Here is a 19,964-nt window from a genome sequence, read left to right as displayed (position 1 = left end):
CGTCGCCGCCCGGCTACCGGGCCGGGCGGGCGGCGGCGTCCGCCGGGCCTGACCTCAGCTCCTGCTGCACCGTGCGGACGTGCTCGGCAGCGAGCCGACCCGCCCGCTCGGGGTCCCGGTCGCCGATGGCCTCCGCGATGGCGACATGGTCCGCGTGTGCCCGCTCGCGGCGGCCCGGCATGCCGATCACCTTGAGCGAGTACTCCTCGTGCTGCGCCGCGAACGAGTCCCACACCAACAGGAGCAGCGGGTTGCCGCTCGCCTCCGCGACCTGCCGGTGGAACCGGCCGTCGAGCCGGACGAACTCCTCCCGGGTGGTGGCGGGGTCGCCGGCGGCGACCAGGATGGACTGCAGCAGCTCGTGGTGGTGGTCGGTCAGCCGGCGCGCGGCGAGCTCGGCGGTGGTGCTCTCGATCGCGATGCGGACCTCGAACAGGTCGCTCATCGTGTACCCGCCGGCCAGCGTCAGGTCGAGCGGTCCGATCCGGCTCGACCGGTCGCTGGTGACGTAGACGCCGCTGCCGTGCGTGCTGCGCAGGTAGCCCGCCGCGGCCAGCGTCCGGACCGCCTCGCGCATCGAGCTGCGGCCCACCTCGAACCGCTGGGCGAGCTCGGGCTCGGCGGGCAGCTTGCTGCCGACCGGGAAGTCGCCCGCGACGATCAGCGCCTCCAGCTGGTCGGCCACCCTGTCGGACAGCCTCTTGCGTGGGACCCGTTCACTCGTGGCCAACTCGGTTCGCTCCTGTGCACTCGACGACGCCTAGGTGAGTTTACCGGGCAGGACCGATCAATATCACCGGGGAGCACCGTCCACCCGTCCATGAGCGAATTTCTCTCCGACGGTGACGAACTCTTCGCGGCGAGCTGCGTGAAGAGCTACGCGGCCACCTACCCCTGGTGGGAGACGCTGCTCGGCGCCCCGCCGTCGTTCAAGGCGACCGCGACCGAGGCGGTGTGGGAGGTGGCGCCCCACCGCTGGATCGTGCTCGAACAGCGCCCGGAGCGCGCCGGGAACGCGACGCACACGCTGTACGTGACCGACCTCGACGCCCGGGTCGCGGCGATCTCCGCCCGCGGCATCGAGCCGAGCGACACCGAGGTCTACGGCGACGTCCGCAAGGTGGTCTACCGCGACCCCGAGGGGAACGAGATCGGGTTCGGCGGCAGCCCGGCGTGAGCCGGGACGTCCGCCCCTAGTCAGCCCGCGGCGTCGTGGAGGCCAGCACCCGGTCGACGAGGTCGTCGATCGCCGCGGTGCCCAGCGGCCTGCCCTCGAACGTCACGAGCACGAGCACCGCTCCCGTGAGGAGCGCGAGCGCGGGTTCGACGTCGCGCTGCGCGACGTGCGACTCGAGGACGGCGCGCAGCCCGCTGGTCCCCGTCTCGTACAGCCGGGTGCGCAGCCGGCCGACGACCTCGCTGTCGCCCGCGCGCTCGACGACACCCGCCAGCAGCCGGTCGAGGTGACCGTGCGTGAGGTCGTCGGCGAAGTCCGCCAGGCCGGCGCGGAGGTCGGCCCGCAGGTCGCCGGTGGCCGCCGGGTGGTCCGCCTCGTCGCAGATCTGCTCGATCGACGCGCTGATCAGGTCGAGCCGGGTGGGCCAGTGCGTGTAGACGGTCGCCTTGGAGTACCCGGCGCGCCGCGCCACCGCGGCGTGCGTGACGGCGTCCCAGCCCTCGTCGAGCAGGAGCGCGCTGGTCGCGGCGACGACGTCGCGCCGCGTGCGGGCGATGCGCGGGTCCACTGCGGTCTCGCTCGTCATGGCGCGATCCTACGAGTACTGGACTGCGTTGACACTGTTGAACACATCGTTCAATACTGACACGCATGACCAACAACGACCCCTCGGCCGGGGAGATCCCCGCACAGGTCGAGGTATTCCAGCTCCCCACGGGCACCTACGAGACCCCGGCCGCCCTGGCCTTCCGGGGCGGCAGCTTCCGCGACCGCCGGCAGTTCGCCGCCACCGCCGCGCTGGTGCGGCACCCGAAGGGCGACGTCCTGATCGACGCCGGGTTCGGCGCGCACGCCGAGGAGCACATTCGCACGCTCCCCGCGTTCCGGCGCTCGCCACACCGCCTCGGCGCGACCGTGAGCGAGCAGCTCGACGCCGCCGGCTACGACCGCGGCCGGCTGCTCGGCGTGCTCCTGACCCACTCGCACTGGGACCACGTCAGCGGCCTGGACTCCCTCGACGTGCCGGTCCTCGTGACCGCCGAGGAGCTGCGGTACGCGGCCGGCAGCCGGGGCGACCGGGTGTTCAGCCACGTCGTCGTGGGCCACGACGTGCGGCCGTACGCCTTCGACGGCCCGCCCCACCTGGGCTTCCCGGCCAGCCACGACCTGCACGGGGACGGCTCCGTCGTGATCGTGCCGGCGCCCGGCCACACCACGGGTTCGGTCATGGTCCTCGTCACCGAACGACCGGACCGGCGGTTCGCCTTCGTCGGCGACCTCGCCTGGCAGCTCGACGGGATCGAGCGCGGGGCGCAACGACCCCTCCTGATGCGCCTGCTCGCCGACAGCGACCCGGCGCGCGTCCGGCGAGACCTGGCCCGGGTGGCGGCGCTCCCACCCGACGTGCGGATCGTGCCCGCGCACGACGCGCGAGCCTACGCGGGCATCCCGCTGCTGGGCGCGTAGGCGCGACGGTTTTTGCATCTCGGGCCGATCGGACGTACGGTGGAGTTACTAGTCAGTCTACCTAGACGTGTACGAGAGGCATACCCATGAAGCTCAGGACCTCCACCCGCCGGCTCGGCGCTGCGATCGGCATCGCCGCGAGCGCGGCACTCGCCCTCGGTATCGGGGCCGGCGCGGCCCAGGCCGACAGCGGCCACCGACCCGACCGCGACACGACCAAGCCCACCGTCGTCCTCGTGCACGGCGCCTTCGCCGACGCGAGCGGCTTCGGCGGGGTGATCGACCGGCTGCAGCGCGACGGCTACCCCGTGATCGCCGTCGGCAACCCGCTGCGCGGCCTCGCGTCGGACGCCGACTACGTGCGCAGCGTCGTCGACTCGATCGACGGCGACGTCGTGCTGGTCGGCCACTCCTACGGCGGCGGCGTCATCACCAACGCCGCCAGCGGTGCCGACAACGTCGACGCCCTGGTGTACATCGCGGCCTTCGCCCCCGACAAGGGCGAGACCGTGGGCCAGTTCAACGACCCGACCCAGTACCCCGGCAGCGAGCTCGAGCCCGAGTCGCTGGTGCTGCGGCCGTACCCGGGCGGCGTCGACGCCACCATCGACCCCGCGGACTTCCGCCAGATCTTCGCCCAGGACCTCTCCCCGCAGCAGGCCCGCCTCATGGCCGCGACCCAGCGCCCGGCCAATGTCGCCGTCCTGGAGGAGGAGTCCACGGTCGAGCCGGCCTGGAAGACGATCCCGAGCTGGTACCAGGTCTCGGCCCAGGACCACGCCCTGTCCCCCGTGGCTCAGCGCTTCTTCGCCGAGCGCATGAACGCGCACACCACCACGATCGACGCCTCGCACGCCGGGTACGTCTCGCACCCGGCCGAGACGGCGAAGGTCATCGAGAACGCCGCCCGCGCGACGAACTGACGTCACCACGCAGGGCGCTCAGGTCACCGACCTGGGCGCCCGGCGCGCTGCTCACGCCGCCCGGCGGGAACGCAGCCGGCCCACGACCGTCCACGCGATCATGCGCGCCATCCGCGCCGGCCCGTAGCGGACGCCGGACGCGAACGGCGCCTCGCCGCGGAGCGTGGCCTCCGCCCCGCCGTCGACGAAGAGGACCTGCCCGGTGACGAACGCGGCGTCCGGCGTCAGGAGCCAGGCGATGGCGGCGGCGACCGGCTCGACCGGGCCGGGCATGCCGAGGGGCTGCGGCAGGGCATCCCGGAGCACACGCACGCTCGCGGCGTCGGCGAGCAGGGTGCGGCGCGCGGTCCCGGTCTCGACGATGCCCGGGGCGACGGCGTTGAGCGGGATGTGCGCCCCCGCCCACTCCTCGCTGACGGCGGTGCGGCGCAGCCACCGGTTCAGGGCGATCTTGGTCGACCGGTAGACCACTCCCCCACGGCCGCGCGCGACCGTCCGGTCCGCGACCGCCAGGGCGCGGGCCTCGTCGCCGGCGAGGCAGGCGTCCACGAGGTCGTCCTCGCCGGCGGAGAGCGAGGAGGCCGAGCTGACGACGACGGCGCGGGGCGCGGCCCGGCGCGCCAGGTCGCCGCGCAGGGCGGTGAGCAGCTCGACGGTGCCGAAGTAGTTGAGGCCGACGGCGATGCGCGCGTCCGCGCTGCCCGCGACGAGCGCGACGCCGTCGATCCCCGACGGGGCCAGCTCCCGGACCCGCGCGACGGCGGCGGCACGCCCCTCCGCGCTGGTCAGGTCGGCGCGGACGTCGGCGGTGTCGGCGAGGCCGCACCGCAGGACCCGCGCGCCCTCCCCGTCGAGCCGGTCGGCGACGGCGGCGCCGATCCCGGAGTCGGCGCCGGTGACCACGTAGGTCCGGCCGGTGTGCTGCGACATGGACGCCTCCTTGATCGACGCATTGATACACTAGTGCATTTCTACACTAGTGCATCAGCTCCGCGCTACGCTGGGCCCATGAGCAAGGAGACCGGGATCCGGGAGCGCAAGCGGGCCGAGACGCGGCGCGCGATCGTCGACGCGGCCACCGCGCTGTTCCTCGACCGAGGCGTCGCCGGGACGTCGATCGACGACATCGCGGCCGGCGCCGGCGTCGCACGCCGCACGTTCTTCCTGCACTTCCCCTCGAAGGAGGACGTGCTCTTCCACTACCTGGAGGGCCACGTCCGGCGGGCAGTCCAGGCGCTCGACGGCCTCCCCGCCGACGCGGACGCGGCGCAGGGCGTCCGAGCGGTGATGGCGGCGTTCGTCGATCTCTTCGACGATCCGGGCGCCGGCGCCGACGAGCTCGCGGACCTGCGGGCCGAGCTTGTCACCGCGTCGCGCGGCCTGCCGGCGTCGCTCGTGCTGCGCCTCCAGCGGGCGCAGACCGACCTGGTCGGCGCCCTGCGCGCCCGGTTCCCGGACCGCACGGGGTGGCCGCTGCTGGCGGCGCACCTCGGCGCCTGCATGGGCGGCGCGACGGCGGCGGCGGTCGCAGCCGAGCGGCCCGAGGACCGCGCCGCCGCCATCCGCGCGGCCGTGGACCGCGCGAGCGCGGGCTTCGCGGGCTGACCAACGCACCGGGTGCGAGGGCCGAGGGACGAGGGGCAAGGGGCAAGGGCGCTACGCTCCAGGCGACGAGCTCCCGGCGAAAGGATGCCCATGCCCGCAACGGCCGACCTCTACGACGAACTCGGCGAGACGGTCCAGTCCGTGCCCGTCCAGTTCCAGCTCCACGGCGGCGTCGCTCGGTTCGAGGGGCCCGTGCGCACCGTGCGGTGCTTCGAGGACAACGCGCTGCTGAAGTCGATCGTCTCGACGCCGGGCGACGGCGCCGTCCTGGTCGTCGACGGCGGCGGGTCGCTCGAGCGCGCGCTGATGGGCGACATGATCGCCCAGATCGCCGCCGACAACGGCTGGGCGGGCGTGGTCATCCACGGCGCGGTCCGCGACCGCGTGGCGCTGGCCGAGATCCCGCTCGGGATCAAGGCCCTGGGCACCAACCCGCGCAAGAGCACCAAGACGGGCGCGGGCGAGGCGGACGTCGAGGTCGCCTTCGGCGGCGTCACGTTCCGGCCGGGCGCCCGGCTCTGGAGCGACGAGGACGGCATCCTCGTCGAGCGCTGACGCGCCCGACGGGAAGCCTCAGCCCCGGCGCACCACCTCCAGGCGGGTCAGCCGCCGGCCCTGGACCGCGGTGACGACCAGGTCGACGTCGGCGACGTGGACCTGGTCGCCCACCTCGGCGATCCGGCCCAGCCGGCTGACGACGTAGCCCGCGACGGTCTCGTAGGGACCGTCGGCGAGCTCCACGCCGGTCCGGTCGGCGAACTCCTCGATCGTGACCCCGGCGTCGACCACGGACGTGCCCTCGGCCTGCTGCGACGCGCCCTCCAGCGCGTCGTACTCGTCCCGGATGTCGCCGACCATCTCCTCCACGAGGTCCTCGAGCGTGACGATCCCGTCGGTGCCGCCGTACTCGTCGACCACCACCGCCAGGTGGCGGCGCTCCCTCCGCATCTGCGACAGCGCCGGGATGAGGTGCGCGGTGGCCGGCAGGTAGAGCATGCTGCGCGTCAGCTCGCGCACCGGCGTCGTCCCCGGGGCCCCGAACAGGTCCCGCACGTGCAGCAGGCCGGTCACGTCGTCGAAGTCGGTGCCCGTGACCGGGTAGCGCGAGTACGGGCTGACCCGCACGATCTCCAGGACCTCGGACACCGTCAGGGCGCCGTCCACGAAGGTCACCTCCCCGCGCGGGCGCATCACCTCGCTGATCGACCGCTCCGCGGCGTCGAAGACGTCGCTCAGGATGCGGCGCTCCTCGGCGGGCAGCCCCTCGTGCGCCACGACGACGTCGCGCAGCTCCTCCTCGGTCATGCCCTCGGACGTGGCCCGCGGGTCGCCGCCGAGCAGCCGCACCACCGCGTTGGTGGAGACCGACAGCAGCCAGACCACCGGGCGCATCAGGTTCGCGAACACGTCCAGTGGCGGGCCGACCACCAGGGCGACACCCTGGGAGCGCTGGAGCGCGAACCGCTTGGGGACCAGCTCGCCCAGCACCAGCGAGAGGTAGGCGATCACGAGCGTCAGCACGATCAGCGAGGCGGTCGCGGCGACGTCCGCCGGCAGCCCGAGGCCCTCCAGCACGGGCGCGAAGTCCGGCGCGAGCGTCGAGGCGCCGTAGGCGGCGGAGAAGAACCCGGCCACGGTCACGCCGATCTGCACCGCCGCGAGGAACCGGTTGGGGTCCCGGGCCACCGCCGCGACCCGGGCACCGCGCCCGCCCCGGGCCTCCAGCCGGCTGATCTGGCTCTCCCGCAGCGAGACCAGGGCGAGCTCCGTGCCGGCGAAGACGCCGCCGACCAGGATGAACACCAGGACCAGCGCGACATTGACCCACGTGTCCTGGTCCATCAGCCGCCCACCTCCCCGGTCCGGCGCGGGTGACGGGCGCAGAGACTGTGAGCGTCGTCCATGGCGTCGAGTAGATGGGCCGTGACCTCGTGTGTCAAACCGGCACGACCCGGGTCCGGCGGGCGCCGGTCAGAGCATCCCGCGCTCCCGCGCCGCGGCCGCCGCCTCGGTGCGGGACTGGGTGCCGAGCTTGGTGTTGATGTGCGCGAGGTGCGACTTCACCGTCGCGACCGAGACGAACAGCTCGCGGGCGACAGCGTCGTTGGACCGGCCCGCCGCGACCAGGCGCAGCACCTCGAGCTCTCGCGCGCTGAGGGTCTCGCCCGGGGCGCGCACCCGCCCCAGCAGCCGCCGCTGGACGCCCGCGCCGAGCGCGACCTCGCCCGCGGCGGCGGAGCGGATCGCGCGGGCGAGCTCCTCGGTCGGCGCGTCCTTGAGCAGGTAGCCGGTGGCACCCGCCTCCACCGCGGCCAGGATGTCGGCGTCGGTGCCGTAGGTCGTGACCACGAGCACGGGTGTGGCGTGCCGCCGGACGATGCTCCCGGTGGCCTCCGCGCCGCCCATCCGGGTGTCGCCGAAGCGCAGGTCGAGCAGGACGACGTCGGCCCGGCCCGGGCCGTCGAGCCAGCGCAGCAGCTCCTCGGCGGTGGACGTCTCGTGGACGACGCGCATGTCCGGCTGGCCGTCGATCACGGCACGCAGCCCGGCCCGGACCACCGGGTGGTCGTCGGCGACGACGACGTCGATCATCGGGCCTCCTCCTCCGGCCGGACCGGCAGCGTGACCGTGAGGACGGTCCCGGCGCCCGCGGGACCCTCCAGCGCGAGCTCGCCGCCGAGCTCCCGCACCCGCGAGCGCATGGCGGGCAGGCCGAAGCCGCGTGCGCCCGGCCCGCCGGACGCGGTCGCCGCCGCCGTCCCCGTCGCCGGAACCCCGGCCGTGGCCGCCGGGCCGAGGCCCACGCCGTCGTCCGCGACGCGCAGGGTGACGCTCCCGGGCGCGTAGGTCAGCGTCACCTCCGCGCGGGACGCGTCGGCGTGCTCGTCGACGTTGGCGAGCGCGGACTGGGCGATGCGCAGCAGCGCGGTCTCCAGCGGCACGGGCAGCGGTCGCGGCCTGCCGCCGGCGTGCACCGTGACCGCCAGGGGGCGCGACCGGGTGCCGTCGCGGCCGCCCGCCGTGCGCTCGGCGACGCGGCGCAGCGCCCCCAGCAGGGTGGTGCGGTCGAGGTCGGCGGGGGTCAGGTCCTGCACCACGCGCCGGGCCTCGGCCAGGCCGTCGCGCGCGGCGGACCGCGCCTGGCCCACGAGCTCCCGCGCCCGCGCGTCGTCGGAGCCCACGCCGTCCTCCGCCGCGCGCAGCAGGAGCTCGATCGCCGACAGCGACTGCGCGAGGGTGTCGTGGATGTCCCGGGCCAGCCGCGCGCGCTCGTCCGTGACCGCCCGCTCCCGATCCGCCTGGGCGAGGTGCCGGCGGGCCCGGGTCAGCTCGTCGACGGTGCGCTGCCGGTTCTGCGCCTCGCGGACGAACGCCTCGATGCCGAGCACCACGCCCACGGCGACGGCCGCCCCGAGCAGCGGCCCCAGGACGTACCCGGTCCACGGCTCCCCGGGGCCGGACCGGGTCAGCAGGCCGTCGGCGACGGTCACGACCGCCGTCAGGACGACGGCGACGACGCCCCGCCGGGGCCCGAGCACGTGCATCTGCAGGATCATCAGCGGGAACGCGACCCACAGCCCCGCCGGTGACAGCCAGAGCAGCACGACCCAGACGACGGTCAGGCCGACGATCCACGTCAGGTCCGGCCACCAGGTGCCCCGGGGCGTGTCCACGGACCGCTCGTGCACCCGCACCGCGGCGCGTCCCGCGACGTAGCCGGCGAGGAGCACCCCGCCCGCGAGCGCCGCGGGCCACCCGGCTCCGGCCGGTGCCTGCACCACCGCGACGACCACCAGGACCACCAGCAGGAGGTCGAGCCCGACGACGAGGCCACGCGTCGCCGCGGACGACGTCGCCGCGGACGGGGAAGGGCGGGTCACCCGTCCACGATAGCCAGCAGGCGGTCCCGCGCATCGTCCGAAAGGTTGAACCGCCGGTCCACCGTTCGGCGCCCCACGATCACTCACGCCGCCGATGACCGCCGTCCGCCCGGCGCGGAGGCTGGTACCCGTACCGGCAACCGTTGTGGAGGAATCTCGTGTTCGTCGCCCTGCGCGATCTCAAGCATGCTCGTGGACGCTTCGTCCTCATGTCCGTGGTGATCGTGCTCATCACCTTTCTCGTGACCTTTTTGGCGTCCCTCACGGCGGGGCTGGCGCGGGAGTCGACGTCGGCCGTGACCGACCTGCCCGCCGACCACCTGGCGTTCTCGATGCCGGCCGCGGACGACGCGCCCGAGTTCACGGCGTCCCGCGTCACCCAGGAGCAGTGGGAGGGCTGGGCCCGGGAGCCGGGCGTCGCGGCCGCCGAGCCGCTGGGTGTGGCGACCACGCGCGCCGCGTCGGGCAGCACCACCGCGGCGGTCACGGCGCTCGGCGTGGCTCCGGGCACGGACCTCGTGCCGGGGGACGGCGGGGGCGCCGGGGCCGACGTCGAGCCCGGCACGGTGGTGCTCACCCCGGGCGCGGCCGACGCGCTCGACGCCGGCGCCGGCGACACGGTCACGCTCGGCGGGCAGCGGCTGACGGTCGCGCGGACCGTCGACGCGGACCAGTCGTTCTCGCACACGCCCGCGGTGTGGACCACGCTGGAGGACTGGCAGGCCGTCGGGGCCCGCGGCTCCGGGGCCACGTCGGACGGCCCGGTCGCGACAGTGGTCGCCCTGACCACGACCGGCGTCGGCGGCGGCGTCGGCGTCGGCGGCGCGGAACTCACCGCCGCGGACGACTCCCTCGGGACCACGACCGTCACCACGTCGGACGCCCGCTCGGCGGTGTCCTCCTTCGTGGGCGAGAACACGTCGCTGACGACGATGCAGGCGTTCCTGCTCGTCATCTCCGCCCTGGTGGTCGGCGCGTTCTTCACCGTCTGGACCATCAGCCGCACCGGCGACGTCGCCGTGCTCAAGGCGCTCGGCGCCTCCACCGGCTACCTGGTGCGCGACGCGCTCGGGCAGGCCGCGGTGCTGCTGGTCGGCGGCGTCGGGATCGGCACCGCGCTCACCGCCGCCGGCGCGGCGCTCCTGCCGGACGCCGTCCCGGTCGTCCTGACCACCGCGACGACCCTGGCGCCCGCCGCGGGGCTGGTCCTGCTCGGGCTCGTGGGCGCGGGCGTCGCCGTCGCCCGCGTCGCGCGCGTCGACCCCCACGCGGCCCTCGCGGCCCGCTGACCGGGCTCGACACCCTCGAACCACACACCCCCGAAGGAGAGACCCCATGGACCTGCGCCTGGACCGCATCACCCTCGTCTACCCCGACGGCGAGACCACGCTCACCGCGGTGGACGACGTCGACCTCACCATCCCCGCCGGAACCACGACCGCCCTGCTCGGCCCGTCCGGGGCCGGGAAGTCCAGCCTGCTGGCGGTGGCCGCCGGGCTGACCCCGCCCAGCCGCGGCACCGTCTCGATCGGAGCCGAGACGGTCTTCCGCCCCGACACGACCGTGGCGGACGCGACCCGCGTGCGGCTCGACCGGATCGGCATGGTCTTCCAGTCGCCCAACCTGCTGGGTTCGCTGACCGCCCTCGAACAGCTCGAGCTGCACGCGCACCTCCGCGGCGCCCGGCCGGCGAGCGTGCGCGGGCGCGCGATGGAGCTGCTCGACGCCGTCGGGCTCGCCGGCCTGCACGACCGGCGGCCCGCGCGGCTGTCGGGCGGGCAGCGGCAGCGGGTCGCGATCGCGCGGGCGCTCGTCGGCCAACCGCAGGTGCTCCTCGTCGACGAGCCGACGTCGGCCCTCGACCACGAGCGCGGCACCCAGGTGGTCGAGCTGATCACGGGTCTGGCGCGCGAGACCGGGGCGGCGACGCTGCTGGTCTCCCACGACGCCGCGACGCTCGGGTCGGTCGACGCCACCGTCCGGATGCTCGACGCCCGGGTCGAGGCGCCCCAGCCGGTGTGACCGCTGACCTGGACGTCCGTTCAGCAGGCGGCAGACGACCGTCACCCCGCCGGTCACGGTCGCCTGTCGCCTGCTGAACTCAGCTCAGCAAGATGTGGTCCGTCATTCCTTCACCGAACCTGCCGTCAGGCCCTCGACGATCCAGCGGCTCGCCAGGGCGAACAGCACCATGGTGGGCAGCACGGTGAGCACCGCGGCGGCCGACATGGGCCCCCACGCGATGTTGAACGTGGAGATGAAGCCGTTGAGCGCGGCCGGGACGGTCTTGTTGGCGTCGGAGTTCATCAGCACCACGGACAGGAACAGCTCGTTCCAGCAGTTCACGAAGTTGAAGATGAACGCCGCGGCGATCCCGGGCGCCATGACGGGCACGAGCACGCGGAACAGCGCGCCGAGCCGCGAGCAGCCGTCGATCATCGCGGCCTCCTCCAGCGCGTCCGGCATGTTCTCGAAGAACCCGCGCAGCATCACGGTGGAGAACGGGATGCACATGGCCACGTAGACCAGGCCGAGGCCCGGTTTGGTGTCCACCAGGCCCAGGTCGGCGAGCATCGCGTACAGGGGCCCGAGCGCGATGAACGCCGGGATCATCTGCGTGAGCAGGAAGGCCCCGAGCACCGCGCCCTTGCCCCGGAACTCGAACCGGGCCAGCACGTAGGCGCTGAGCAGGGCGATGAGGGTCGCCGTGGCGCCGGCCACGAGCGCGACCACCAGCGAGTTGCCGAGGAACGTGCCGAAGGCCGACGTGGCGAACAGGTCGGTGTAGTTGGCGGTCGAGGGCTCCGACGGCCAGTACTCCAGCGGCCACCGGTTGATCGACCCGGGCGACTTGAACGACGTCACGACCACCCAGTAGAGCGGGAAGAGCGTGATGACCAGCCACAGCGTGAGCCCGGTGACGCGGACGACGCCGCCCGTGGTCACCCGGGCGGTGGCGGTTCGAAGGGCCGTCATCGCTGGTTCACCCGCCGCATCGCCGTCAGGTAGAAGGCGCAGAACACGAACAGGACGACCATGACGGCCAGCCCGATCGCGCTCGCCAGGCCGTAGCTGCCCTGCTGGGTGTACTCGATCATCCAGGTGGTGACGATGTGCGTGCGGCCCGCGGGCCCGCCGGCGGTCATCGCGTAGATGATCTCGGGCGAGTTGAACGTCCAGATCGCCCGCAGCAGCACGGTCAGCGCCAGCGTCGTCCAGATGTAGGGGACGACGATCGAGAAGAGCCGGCGCACCGTGCCCGCCCCGTCGATGGCCGCGGCCTCCAGCACCTCGTCGGGCACCGACTGGAGGGCCGCGAGGATCATGATCGCGAAGAACGTCACGCCGTACCAGACGTTGGCGACGATCACGGCGACCATGGCGAGCTTCGGGTCGGCGAGCCACGGCAGGGGCGCGTCGATGGCGCCCGCCTTCATCAGCAGGTCGTTCACCACGCCGAACTCGGCGTTGAACATCCAGCGGAACAGCATGCCGACCAGGAAGCCGGACACCGCCCACGGGTAGAAGATCAGCGCCTGGTAGAGCCCGCGGAAGCGGAACCGGCGCCACAGGGCCAGCGCGACCAGGAACCCGATGACGAGCTGGGGCACGATCGAGCCGACCACCCACACGAGCGTGTTGCCCGCGACGATCGGGAAGACCGGGTCGGCGAGGATCGTGGCGAAGTTGCCCAGGCCCACCCACGGCGTCGAGGTGAGGTCCCACAGGTTCCAGTCGCGGAACGCCATCTGGGCGCCCTGCAGCATCGGCCAGTAGGTGAACCAGCAGACGAAGACGATGGCGGGGGCGAAGAACCCGAGGATCGTCAGCGCCTGCCGGCGTCCGAAGGTCTTTCGGCGCACCGGCCCGCGCGGGGCCTGCGCCCGCGCGGGCCGGACGGCGGTGGCTGTCACGTCACTGCTCCGCGGCGTACTTCTCGGTCCAGAACGTGTCCCACTCGTCGAGCAGCTCGCTCGTCGTCATGCTGCCGAGCAGCACCGCCTGGACGTCCTGGTCCGCCTTCTGCTCCCACTCGGTCCACCAGCTCACGCCGCGCGGCTGCACCACGTTGACGTACGTCTCGGGGTCCTCGGTCATGGCGACGTAGCTCGCCCACGGCCCCTCGGCGTAGAACGGGTCCTCCCCCGCGCCGTCGATGATCGGCACGAGGCTGTTCTCCTGGGCGAACCGGGTCGCGGGCTCCGCCCCCGAGAGGAACTCGACGAGGTCGGTCGCCTCGTCCTGGTGCTCGCTCGCCTCGGCCACGCCCCAGCCCGCCGTCGCGAGGGGCTGCGCCGCCTTGCCCGTGGGGCCGGTCAGCAGCGGGGCCGTCGACCACTGGTCCTGCGTGACCGTCGTCGACTGCGACACGGTGGCGATGACCTCCGGGTCCTGCAGCAGGAACGCCGTGGACCCGTTGGTGAAGCCCTCCACCATCTCGGGGTAGCCCCACGAGACGGCCGACGGCGGCGCAGCCTCCTCGAACAGGGAGAAGTAGGTGTCGACGGCGTCCTGCGCCTCGGGCGCGGAGAAGATCGTGGACCCGTCCGCGAGCAGGTAGGCGTTCTCCACGTCGAGGTCGTCGATCGTGTACGCCTCGACGGCGGCCACCACGTTGCTGAACCCGTTCTGGCCGCCGCGGAACGCGTAGCCGTAGGTGTTCTTGCCCGGGTCCTGGATCGCCGAGGCCTGCTCCAACAGCTCCTCCCACGACGCCGGCGGCCCGTCGAAGCCCGCGTCCTCGACGAGGTCGGTGCGGTAGAACAGCGACAGCCCGTAGAAGCCGTACGGCACGTAGTAGCGGGCGCCGTCCTCCGCGGTGACGGCCTGCGCGTTGTCGGTCAGGTCGTCCCAGCCCGCCCACGCCGTGGCGTCGTCGGACAGGTCGTGGAGCCAGCCGTTGTTGCTGAAGGCGCCGACGGTGCTGTCGCGCACCTCCAGGACGTCGACGCCCCTGCCCGACTGCAGCATCTGCTGCAGCTTCTGGTCGGCCTGGTCGGTGGGCGGCGACACCAGGTCGACGGTGACCCCGGGGTTCTCGGCCTCGAACTCGTCCAGCAGCTCGCGGATCAGCGCCGTGCGGGCCGGGTTGGTCAGGCTCTCGACCATCTGCAGGCGGACGGTCCCGTCCCCGGCGGACCCGCCGCCGGAACACGCGGTGAGGGCGAGGAGGCCGGTGGCGGCCAGGCTCGCGGTGAGGGCAGCTCGGGTGCGGTTCATGCGCGCACCTCTCCTTCTTGTCGGTCGGTTGATGACTTGCCCCGGCGTTCGTCGGCGAACGCCAGGATCTGGGGAACGGCGCGCTCGACGAACGCGTCGAAGTCGCGCTGCTCCGTGTACAGGTGCACGGACAGGCGCAGGTAGCCGACTCCGCCGATGCTCGTGAAGGCCGACTCGACGCCGGCCAGGTCGAGCAGCCGCAGGCGCAGCTCGTCGGAGTCCAGGCGGTCCCGGCCGAGCCCGTCGGGCAGCCGGAGCAGGCGCATGGAGACCACGGGCATGCCCACGTCGGTGGCCACCGGGGCGTCCACGTGCGGCTGCAGGGCGGCGCCGATGACAGCGGCGCCGTGGTCCGCGAGCGCCGACATCGTCTCGCGCGCCCGCGCCCAGCCGTGCTCGCGCTCTACGAAGTCGATCGCGCGGCCGGAGGCGAGGTAGCTGGTCGCGTCGAGGGTGCCCTGCGAGTCGAACCGCCCCGGGTAGGGCTCCTCGGCGCCCCACGAGTCGATGAGCGGCCAGAGGTCGTCACGGTCGGCGGCCTCGGTGACGAGCAGCGCGGAGCCGCGCGGCGCGCAGGGCCACTTGTGCAGGTTGCCGAACCACCAGTCGCCGCCGGCGGCGGCCGCGGCGTCGGGCACGAGGCCCGGGGCGTGCGCGCCGTCGACCAGCACGCGGGCGCCGTGCTCGTGGGCGAGCTCGGTGATCCGGGCGGTCGGGAGCAGGCGGGCGGTGGGCGAGGTGATCTGGTCGACCACGACGAGGCGCACCGCGTCGGTGAGCTCGGCCCGGAAGCGTTCGACGACGACGTCGGCGCTCGCCGCGAGCGGGATCGTGACCGTGCGCACCCGGGCGCCGAAGCGGCGGGCGAGCCGCTGCGCGCCCATGGTGATGGCGCCGTAGCCGTGGTCGGTCACGAGGATCTCGTCGCCGGGTCCCAGGCGCAGGGAGTTGAACACCACCGTCGCGGCGGCCGAGGCGTTGGGCACGAACGCCGTGTCCTCGGGCCGCGCGCCGACGAACGGCGCGACCTCCTGGCGGGCGGCGGCGACGAGCTCCGCGACCCGCGGGAACCAGCCGACGGGGCTCAGGTCCGCCTGGCGGCGCAGCTCGTCCTGATAACGGAGCACCTCGGTGGGTACCGCGCCGAACGAGCCGTGGTTGAGGTGCACCACGGCGTCGTCCAGCGGCCATGCGTCGCGCGCCGGGCCGCCGGACGCGAGCCGGACGGGCGCCGGGGCCGGCGCTGTGCGTGTCTGGTCCATCAACACCTCTCTCGGGATTTGTCGGACAACCATGGCAGGCCGGACCCGGCAGCACCAGAGTTTCCCGGCAGATGACACAGATCTGTAGGACAGGTTTTACGGGCGCGAAATGTCCGCCCCGCTCCCGGGAACCTGCCATCCTGGTGGGATGCACGAGGTGAGCGCAGTCGAGACGGCCCTGCACGGGCTGCGGACCCTGATCGCCGACGGCTCGCTCCAGCCCGGCGACCGGATGCCGAGCGAGGGCGAGCTGAGCGAGCGGCTCGGCGTCTCGCGCGGGTCGATCCGCGAGGCGATCCGCACGCTCTCGGCCCTGGGCGTCGTCGAGACGCGCCGCGGCGCGGGCACCTACGTGGGCGAGCTGCGCGCCGCCGACATGATCCAGACGCTCTCGCTCACGGTCGGCCTGCTCCCGCTGGAGTCGATCCTGGAGCTGTACGAGCTGCGCCGGGTGCTGGAGGCGCATGCCGTCGCCCTGTCGGCCGCGCGCTGCGACGACGCGACGCTCGCCCGCCTGGGCGACCTGCTCGACCGGCTGGAGGCCAGCGAGGACGTGGACGAGCAGTCGGCGCTCGACCACGAGTTCCACATGGGCATCGTGCGGCTGTGCGGCAACGACTCGCTCGGCGCGCTCGTGTCGGTGCTGCGCTCCCGTTCGCGCGCCTACCCGGTGCTCACCCCGGAGACCAAGCGCGTGTCCGACGCCGGGCACCGCGCGATCCTGCGGGCGCTGACGGCGCGCGACCCCGTCGCGGCGTCGGTGGCGGCCGCCGCCCACGTGACTCAGAGCGAGGTGTGGCTCCGCGAGGTCCGGCCGGCGCCGGAGGCCGTGGGCTGAGCACGGCCTCCGACGGCGGGGTCAGGACACCTCGACGTCCAGGTACGGCCGCTGCGCGGCGTCCCCCTCGCGCGACGTCACGAGTACCAGCGGCCCGTAGCTCGCCACGGCGCCGGTCAGCGCGAAGCCGGCGGGCGTGCCGTCGTCCTGCGCGGCGCGCACGGCGTCGGTCACGTCGATCTCGTACCAGCGCGGTGTGGCGTCCTGGACCGTGATCGTGCCGAGGCTCGGCGCGCGCGCCGGCATGGTGTTCCACGTCAGCGCGGCCTCGGTCCAGGTCGGGTCCGCCACGCGGTGCACGGCGACGGCGCCGGCCGCGCCCGCGCTGCTCAACCACCCGTACACGTGCAGCGTCGCGGCCGTCGCCTGCCGGCCGCCGACGGCGTCCAGCGGGAACGTGAGGTAGGAGACCCGCTCGAACCCGCTGGCGTTGTCCGGGTTGTTGCGGACCTCCAGGTTCCCCTTGCCGAACACCCCGTCCGGCGCGGCGTTGCGCACCACGGCGTCCGCGCCGGGCTCGATGTGGCCCGGGTCCTGCACGATCACTGTGGTGCGGGCGGTGCTCCAGCCCACGCCGGAGCGGACGACGGCGCCCACGGTCACCGAGCCGCCGGACACCCCGGTGACGGTGCCGTCCGCGGCGACCGTCGCCACGCCCGGGTTCGCGGAGAACCACCGCACCTCGGCGTCCGCCAGGTCGACCGCGCCGCCGCCGGTGCCGGTCCCGGCGAGGCCCAGCGTCCGGTCCTCCCCCACCGACAGCGCCAGGACGGGAGCGGGCGTGAGCTCCAGCGCGCCCAGCCGGTCCTGCGGCACGGGCTGGTCGGCGCGAGCGGTCGCGCCCGAGGCGTAGGCGCGGATCTCGGTGATGCTGTTGAAGGCGCTCGCCGAGTTGCCGTGCCCCACCAGCCGCACGTACCGCGCCGTGCGCGCTGCGAAGCCGTGCACCTCCAGGTCGTCGGTGGTGCCGCTGGTCACCTCGCCCGCGAGCGCGGTCTGCCAGGTCGCGCCGTCGGTCGACGTCAGCACGTCGAAGGTCGAGGTGCGCGTGTGCCCGTTGTAGTAGGCCACGGAGAGCGCGCCGACAGTCGTCCCGGCGCCGAGGTCGAGCGTGACGTGCTGCCCGTCGCCCTCGGCGCTCCAGCGGGTGCCGAGGCTGCCGTCCACGACGGACGCCGCAGCGTTGCCGTCGTCGGCGCTGGCCCGGACGGACGCGACCGGGAGGGACCGGCCGAGCACACCCGGCTGGCGCACGTGCACCACGTAGGTGGGGCCTGCCTCGGTCCCGCGCCGGGTGGTGACCCGCACGACGCCGGGCAGCGTGCCGGACCGCTCGACCTTGGCCTGGACGCCGGGGGCGGCCGTCGCGGTGACCGCGGGCGGCCGCGTGGCCGCGGCCGCGGTGGTGACGTCGTAGCGGAACCGGCCGGCGTCGAACTCGGGCAGCGCGGCGCCGTCCACCCGGAGGCCGGTCAGCCACGCGGCGTCCGCTCCCCCGGCGGCCCAGCCGGCGATCGGGCCCACGGCGGTCGTGTCCGACGGCGGCTGCTGGCCGGAGTCCAGCGGCACAATGCGCACGGCCACGGTCGTGTCCGTGACGTCGGGGACCGAGATCAGCAGGCTCGTCACGCCGGTCATGGCCTTCTGGCCGCCCGGGTCCTGCACCCAGGGCAGCGGCGCGGCGCGGCCGGCGGTGATCCTGCCCTCGGGGGTCAGGAGCTGGAGCCACATCCGCTGCCCGCCGCGTTCGAGCAGGGCGCTGCGGCCGCCGTCGGCCACCGTGACCTGGGCGCGGGTGAGCAGGAACTGCCGGTAGTCGATCGGGTCGGCGGACTCCACCTCGTCCTGGACCAGCACCTGCCGCCGGTCGTCGTAGAGCATGACGCCGCGCTCGGCCCGCTCGACCCGGTCGCCGTACAGCCCGGTCAGGTCGGTCACCGAGTACCAGCGGCGCGCGTCGGCGGCGGTGCGCACCGGCGCCCCCGCGGTGAGGGCCGCGGACGGCACGGGCCCGTCGCCGAGCACCATGGTGTTCTGCCCCTCGGCGCGCGTAGCGAAGTAGTTCCAGCGCCCGCCCGAGTCGGTCTTCCAGGTGAAGTACTGGTCCTGGTAGGTGTCGGCGCCCAGCTCCTCGAACCAGCGGATCCCGTTCGCCTCGACCACCAGGTCGCCGGCGTCGAGGTTCATGTGCGCGTTCACCTGGTCGTACCCGGCGCGCAGGCCCTTGGTCGCGACGTAGACGGCGTAGGGGTCGTCCCAGGCGCTGCGCGCCGTCGCGATCTCGGTGTTGCCGAAGGTCGCGTCCGTCGCGGTCGGGTGCGGGGCGGTGTCCGCCGTCGCGGGGTCGTACCAGAGGATGTCGAGCGGGCTGGGCGACCGGTCGGCGCGCTCGGCCTGCCAGGCGGCGAGGTGGCCGGCGTCGTACCGGTCCGCGAGCCACATCATGAACGGCGAGTGCCATCCGCCGGTGACGCCGCCGAACAGGTCGGTGCCGCCGTCGCCGTAGTTGAAGGTGTGCCCGGTGGGGCTGGTCACGTGGATGCCGAAGTCGCCGGTGCCGGCGAGGCCCGGCAGCCCGGAGAGGCCGAAGTCCGTGCCGGTCGCGGTCGTCATCGCGGCGAGGTAGCTGACCAGGTAGTCCGTGCCGTACTGCCAGTAGGACGGGCTCTCGGCGTAGGCGCCGTCGGGCGCGTACTCGGAGATGCCGTACTGGATCGAGGTGATGCTGCGGGTCAGCACGGCGTCGGCGAGCTGCGGGGACTCGTCGCCGATGGCGAGGGCGCCCAGCGCCACGCTGTTGGTGATCAGGTTCCAGTTGTGGGTCTGCCCGACGAAGAAGTTCGACCCGGTGGTGTCGTAGTAGGGCAGCGCGACCTCCAGCGCCTTGTCCTCGATCGCCGCGCGCACCGTCGCGCGCTCCGCGGCGTCCATCGCGTCGTACATCCAGTCGTAGCCGACCGCGACGGCGCCGGTCATCTCGCCGACGTCGAGGAAGTGCGCCGGGCTCCAGTCCGGGTACGCACTGGCGGACAGGAGCTCCTCGATCCCCCGCTCCGCGTACCGCTCCTCGCCGGTGACCTGCCACAGGAACCCGAGCGTGAGCACGCGGCGCTTGACCTCGCGCACCGCGCTCAGGATGTTCGACCCGCCGGGGCGCGCGACCGGGGTGGTCGGCAGGATCGCGTCGCCCGTGGCGCGGGTCGCGGCGAACCAGCCGGCGACACGCTCGTCCTGCTCGACGCGCAGCCGGGCGGCGTCGAAGTCGGCCTCGTCGGCGAGCAGGCGCGGGTGGCCGTCGCGGAGCAGGGCGACGACGCTGTCCGGGGGTTCAATGGTGGGGGCCGCGATGGCGGCAGTTGCTGCTTCAGGTACAACGGTTGCACTCGCGGGTGCGGTCAGGAGGCCGAGGACGAGCGCGGCTGAGGCGACGAGCCCCGTACCGGTCAGAGCCCTGCGATGACGGTGTCTGCGGAGGTGCACGAGAGAACCCTTCGACGTTGAGGGGGTTGGCAGCACGCTGCGCGGCGGATGCGGGAAGCACGTCGCGACGCGCTAGAAGTAAAACGCTTGCACCCTGGGTCGTCAAGAGCC

At 73.8% G+C, this 19,964-nt stretch carries 19 protein-coding genes; 8 read left to right on the top strand and 11 right to left on the bottom strand.

Features of this window, described 5'->3' with window-relative positions; translation table 11 throughout:
* Positions 1 to 13 precede the first annotated feature (13 nt).
* Positions 14 to 685: a FadR/GntR family transcriptional regulator gene (locus ACFV9Q_RS03150; protein WP_377233105.1), complete on the bottom strand. Its 672-nt coding sequence runs from the start codon at positions 683 to 685 to the stop codon at positions 14 to 16.
* Between the two features lie 135 nt (positions 686 to 820).
* On the opposite strand from ACFV9Q_RS03150, the gene ACFV9Q_RS03145 reads away from it, so the two are divergent.
* Positions 821 to 1,177 (top strand): VOC family protein, encoded by a 357-nt coding sequence (locus ACFV9Q_RS03145; RefSeq protein ID WP_377233104.1) that lies wholly within the window; start codon positions 821 to 823, stop codon positions 1,175 to 1,177.
* 16 nt (positions 1,178 to 1,193) lie between these two features.
* On the opposite strand, the gene ACFV9Q_RS03140 is transcribed toward ACFV9Q_RS03145, so the two are convergent.
* Entirely contained in the window at positions 1,194 to 1,763 is a 570-nt protein-coding gene (locus ACFV9Q_RS03140; protein WP_377233103.1) for a TetR/AcrR family transcriptional regulator, read from the bottom strand.
* 65 nt (positions 1,764 to 1,828) lie between these two features.
* Here ACFV9Q_RS03140 and ACFV9Q_RS03135 point away from each other — a divergent pair, with 65 nt between their 5' ends.
* Positions 1,829 to 2,644, top strand: a complete 816-nt coding sequence (locus ACFV9Q_RS03135) for an MBL fold metallo-hydrolase (RefSeq protein WP_377233102.1) — start codon at positions 1,829 to 1,831, stop codon at positions 2,642 to 2,644.
* An 86-nt stretch (positions 2,645 to 2,730) separates the two neighbouring features.
* On the top strand, positions 2,731 to 3,567 hold the full coding sequence (locus tag ACFV9Q_RS03130; protein WP_377233101.1) for an alpha/beta fold hydrolase: 837 nt from the start codon (positions 2,731 to 2,733) through the stop codon (positions 3,565 to 3,567).
* A gap of 51 nt (positions 3,568 to 3,618) precedes the next feature.
* Here the strand turns inward: ACFV9Q_RS03130 and ACFV9Q_RS03125 are convergent, their stop codons facing one another.
* Positions 3,619 to 4,497, bottom strand: a complete 879-nt coding sequence (locus tag ACFV9Q_RS03125) for an SDR family oxidoreductase (RefSeq protein ID WP_377233100.1) — start codon at positions 4,495 to 4,497, stop codon at positions 3,619 to 3,621.
* 78 nt (positions 4,498 to 4,575) lie between these two features.
* Between ACFV9Q_RS03125 and ACFV9Q_RS03120 the strand changes: the two genes are divergently transcribed.
* Complete coding sequence (locus tag ACFV9Q_RS03120; protein ID WP_377233099.1) at positions 4,576 to 5,172, top strand: TetR/AcrR family transcriptional regulator; 597 nt, start codon at positions 4,576 to 4,578, stop codon at positions 5,170 to 5,172.
* Between the two features lie 90 nt (positions 5,173 to 5,262).
* Positions 5,263 to 5,727 carry a ribonuclease E activity regulator RraA gene (gene rraA / locus ACFV9Q_RS03115; RefSeq protein WP_377230891.1) on the top strand — a complete coding sequence of 155 codons (465 nt, stop codon included), beginning with the start codon at positions 5,263 to 5,265 and terminating at the stop codon, positions 5,725 to 5,727.
* Between the two features lie 18 nt (positions 5,728 to 5,745).
* Here rraA and ACFV9Q_RS03110 read toward each other — a convergent pair whose 3' ends face one another.
* From ACFV9Q_RS03110 to ACFV9Q_RS03100, 3 genes are all read right to left on the bottom strand, one after another.
* A complete protein-coding gene (locus tag ACFV9Q_RS03110; RefSeq protein WP_377233098.1) occupies positions 5,746 to 7,014 on the bottom strand; it encodes a hemolysin family protein in 1,269 nt (422 codons plus the stop codon).
* Positions 7,015 to 7,143: 129 nt separating this feature from the next.
* Complete coding sequence (locus tag ACFV9Q_RS03105; protein WP_377233097.1) at positions 7,144 to 7,764, bottom strand: response regulator; 621 nt, start codon at positions 7,762 to 7,764, stop codon at positions 7,144 to 7,146.
* Positions 7,761 to 9,053, bottom strand: coding sequence for a sensor histidine kinase (locus ACFV9Q_RS03100; protein ID WP_377233096.1), 1,293 nt, complete (start codon positions 9,051 to 9,053; stop codon positions 7,761 to 7,763). The genes ACFV9Q_RS03105 and ACFV9Q_RS03100 overlap by 4 nt, the downstream gene beginning before the upstream one ends.
* Positions 9,054 to 9,211: 158 nt before the next feature.
* On the opposite strand from ACFV9Q_RS03100, the gene ACFV9Q_RS03095 reads away from it, so the two are divergent.
* Positions 9,212 to 10,342 carry an FtsX-like permease family protein gene (locus tag ACFV9Q_RS03095; protein WP_377233095.1) on the top strand — a complete coding sequence of 377 codons (1,131 nt, stop codon included), beginning with the start codon at positions 9,212 to 9,214 and terminating at the stop codon, positions 10,340 to 10,342.
* Between the two features lie 46 nt (positions 10,343 to 10,388).
* Entirely contained in the window at positions 10,389 to 11,075 is a 687-nt protein-coding gene (locus ACFV9Q_RS03090) for an ABC transporter ATP-binding protein (protein ID WP_377233094.1), read from the top strand.
* A 102-nt stretch (positions 11,076 to 11,177) separates the two neighbouring features.
* On the opposite strand, the gene ACFV9Q_RS03085 is transcribed toward ACFV9Q_RS03090, so the two are convergent.
* Genes ACFV9Q_RS03085 through ACFV9Q_RS03070 form a run of 4 tightly spaced genes read right to left on the bottom strand, consistent with a single transcriptional unit; the run spans position 11,178 to position 15,535 of the window.
* Positions 11,178 to 12,029 carry a carbohydrate ABC transporter permease gene (locus ACFV9Q_RS03085; RefSeq protein ID WP_377233093.1) on the bottom strand — a complete coding sequence of 284 codons (852 nt, stop codon included), beginning with the start codon at positions 12,027 to 12,029 and terminating at the stop codon, positions 11,178 to 11,180.
* Complete coding sequence (locus ACFV9Q_RS03080) at positions 12,026 to 12,967, bottom strand: carbohydrate ABC transporter permease (protein WP_377233092.1); 942 nt, start codon at positions 12,965 to 12,967, stop codon at positions 12,026 to 12,028. The genes ACFV9Q_RS03085 and ACFV9Q_RS03080 overlap by 4 nt, the downstream gene beginning before the upstream one ends.
* 1 nt (position 12,968) lies before the next feature.
* Positions 12,969 to 14,273, bottom strand: coding sequence for an ABC transporter substrate-binding protein (locus ACFV9Q_RS03075; RefSeq protein ID WP_377233091.1), 1,305 nt, complete (start codon positions 14,271 to 14,273; stop codon positions 12,969 to 12,971).
* The gene (locus tag ACFV9Q_RS03070; protein WP_377233090.1) at positions 14,270 to 15,535 is read right to left on the bottom strand and encodes an aminotransferase class V-fold PLP-dependent enzyme; all 1,266 of its coding nucleotides are present in this window, start codon (positions 15,533 to 15,535) and stop codon (positions 14,270 to 14,272) included. The genes ACFV9Q_RS03075 and ACFV9Q_RS03070 overlap by 4 nt, the downstream gene beginning before the upstream one ends.
* 148 nt (positions 15,536 to 15,683) lie before the next feature.
* On the opposite strand from ACFV9Q_RS03070, the gene ACFV9Q_RS03065 reads away from it, so the two are divergent.
* Complete coding sequence (locus ACFV9Q_RS03065) at positions 15,684 to 16,373, top strand: FadR/GntR family transcriptional regulator (protein WP_377230419.1); 690 nt, start codon at positions 15,684 to 15,686, stop codon at positions 16,371 to 16,373.
* 21 nt (positions 16,374 to 16,394) lie between these two features.
* Here the strand turns inward: ACFV9Q_RS03065 and ACFV9Q_RS03060 are convergent, their stop codons facing one another.
* Positions 16,395 to 19,853, bottom strand: a complete 3,459-nt coding sequence (locus ACFV9Q_RS03060) for a DNRLRE domain-containing protein (protein WP_377233089.1) — start codon at positions 19,851 to 19,853, stop codon at positions 16,395 to 16,397.
* Positions 19,854 to 19,964 lie beyond the last annotated feature (111 nt).

It is taken from the genome of Promicromonospora sp. NPDC059942 (genome assembly GCF_042731755.1).
In the GTDB taxonomy this organism is placed as follows: domain Bacteria; phylum Actinomycetota; class Actinomycetes; order Actinomycetales; family Cellulomonadaceae; genus Promicromonospora.
This window is presented reverse-complemented; position numbering and strand designations above follow the sequence as displayed.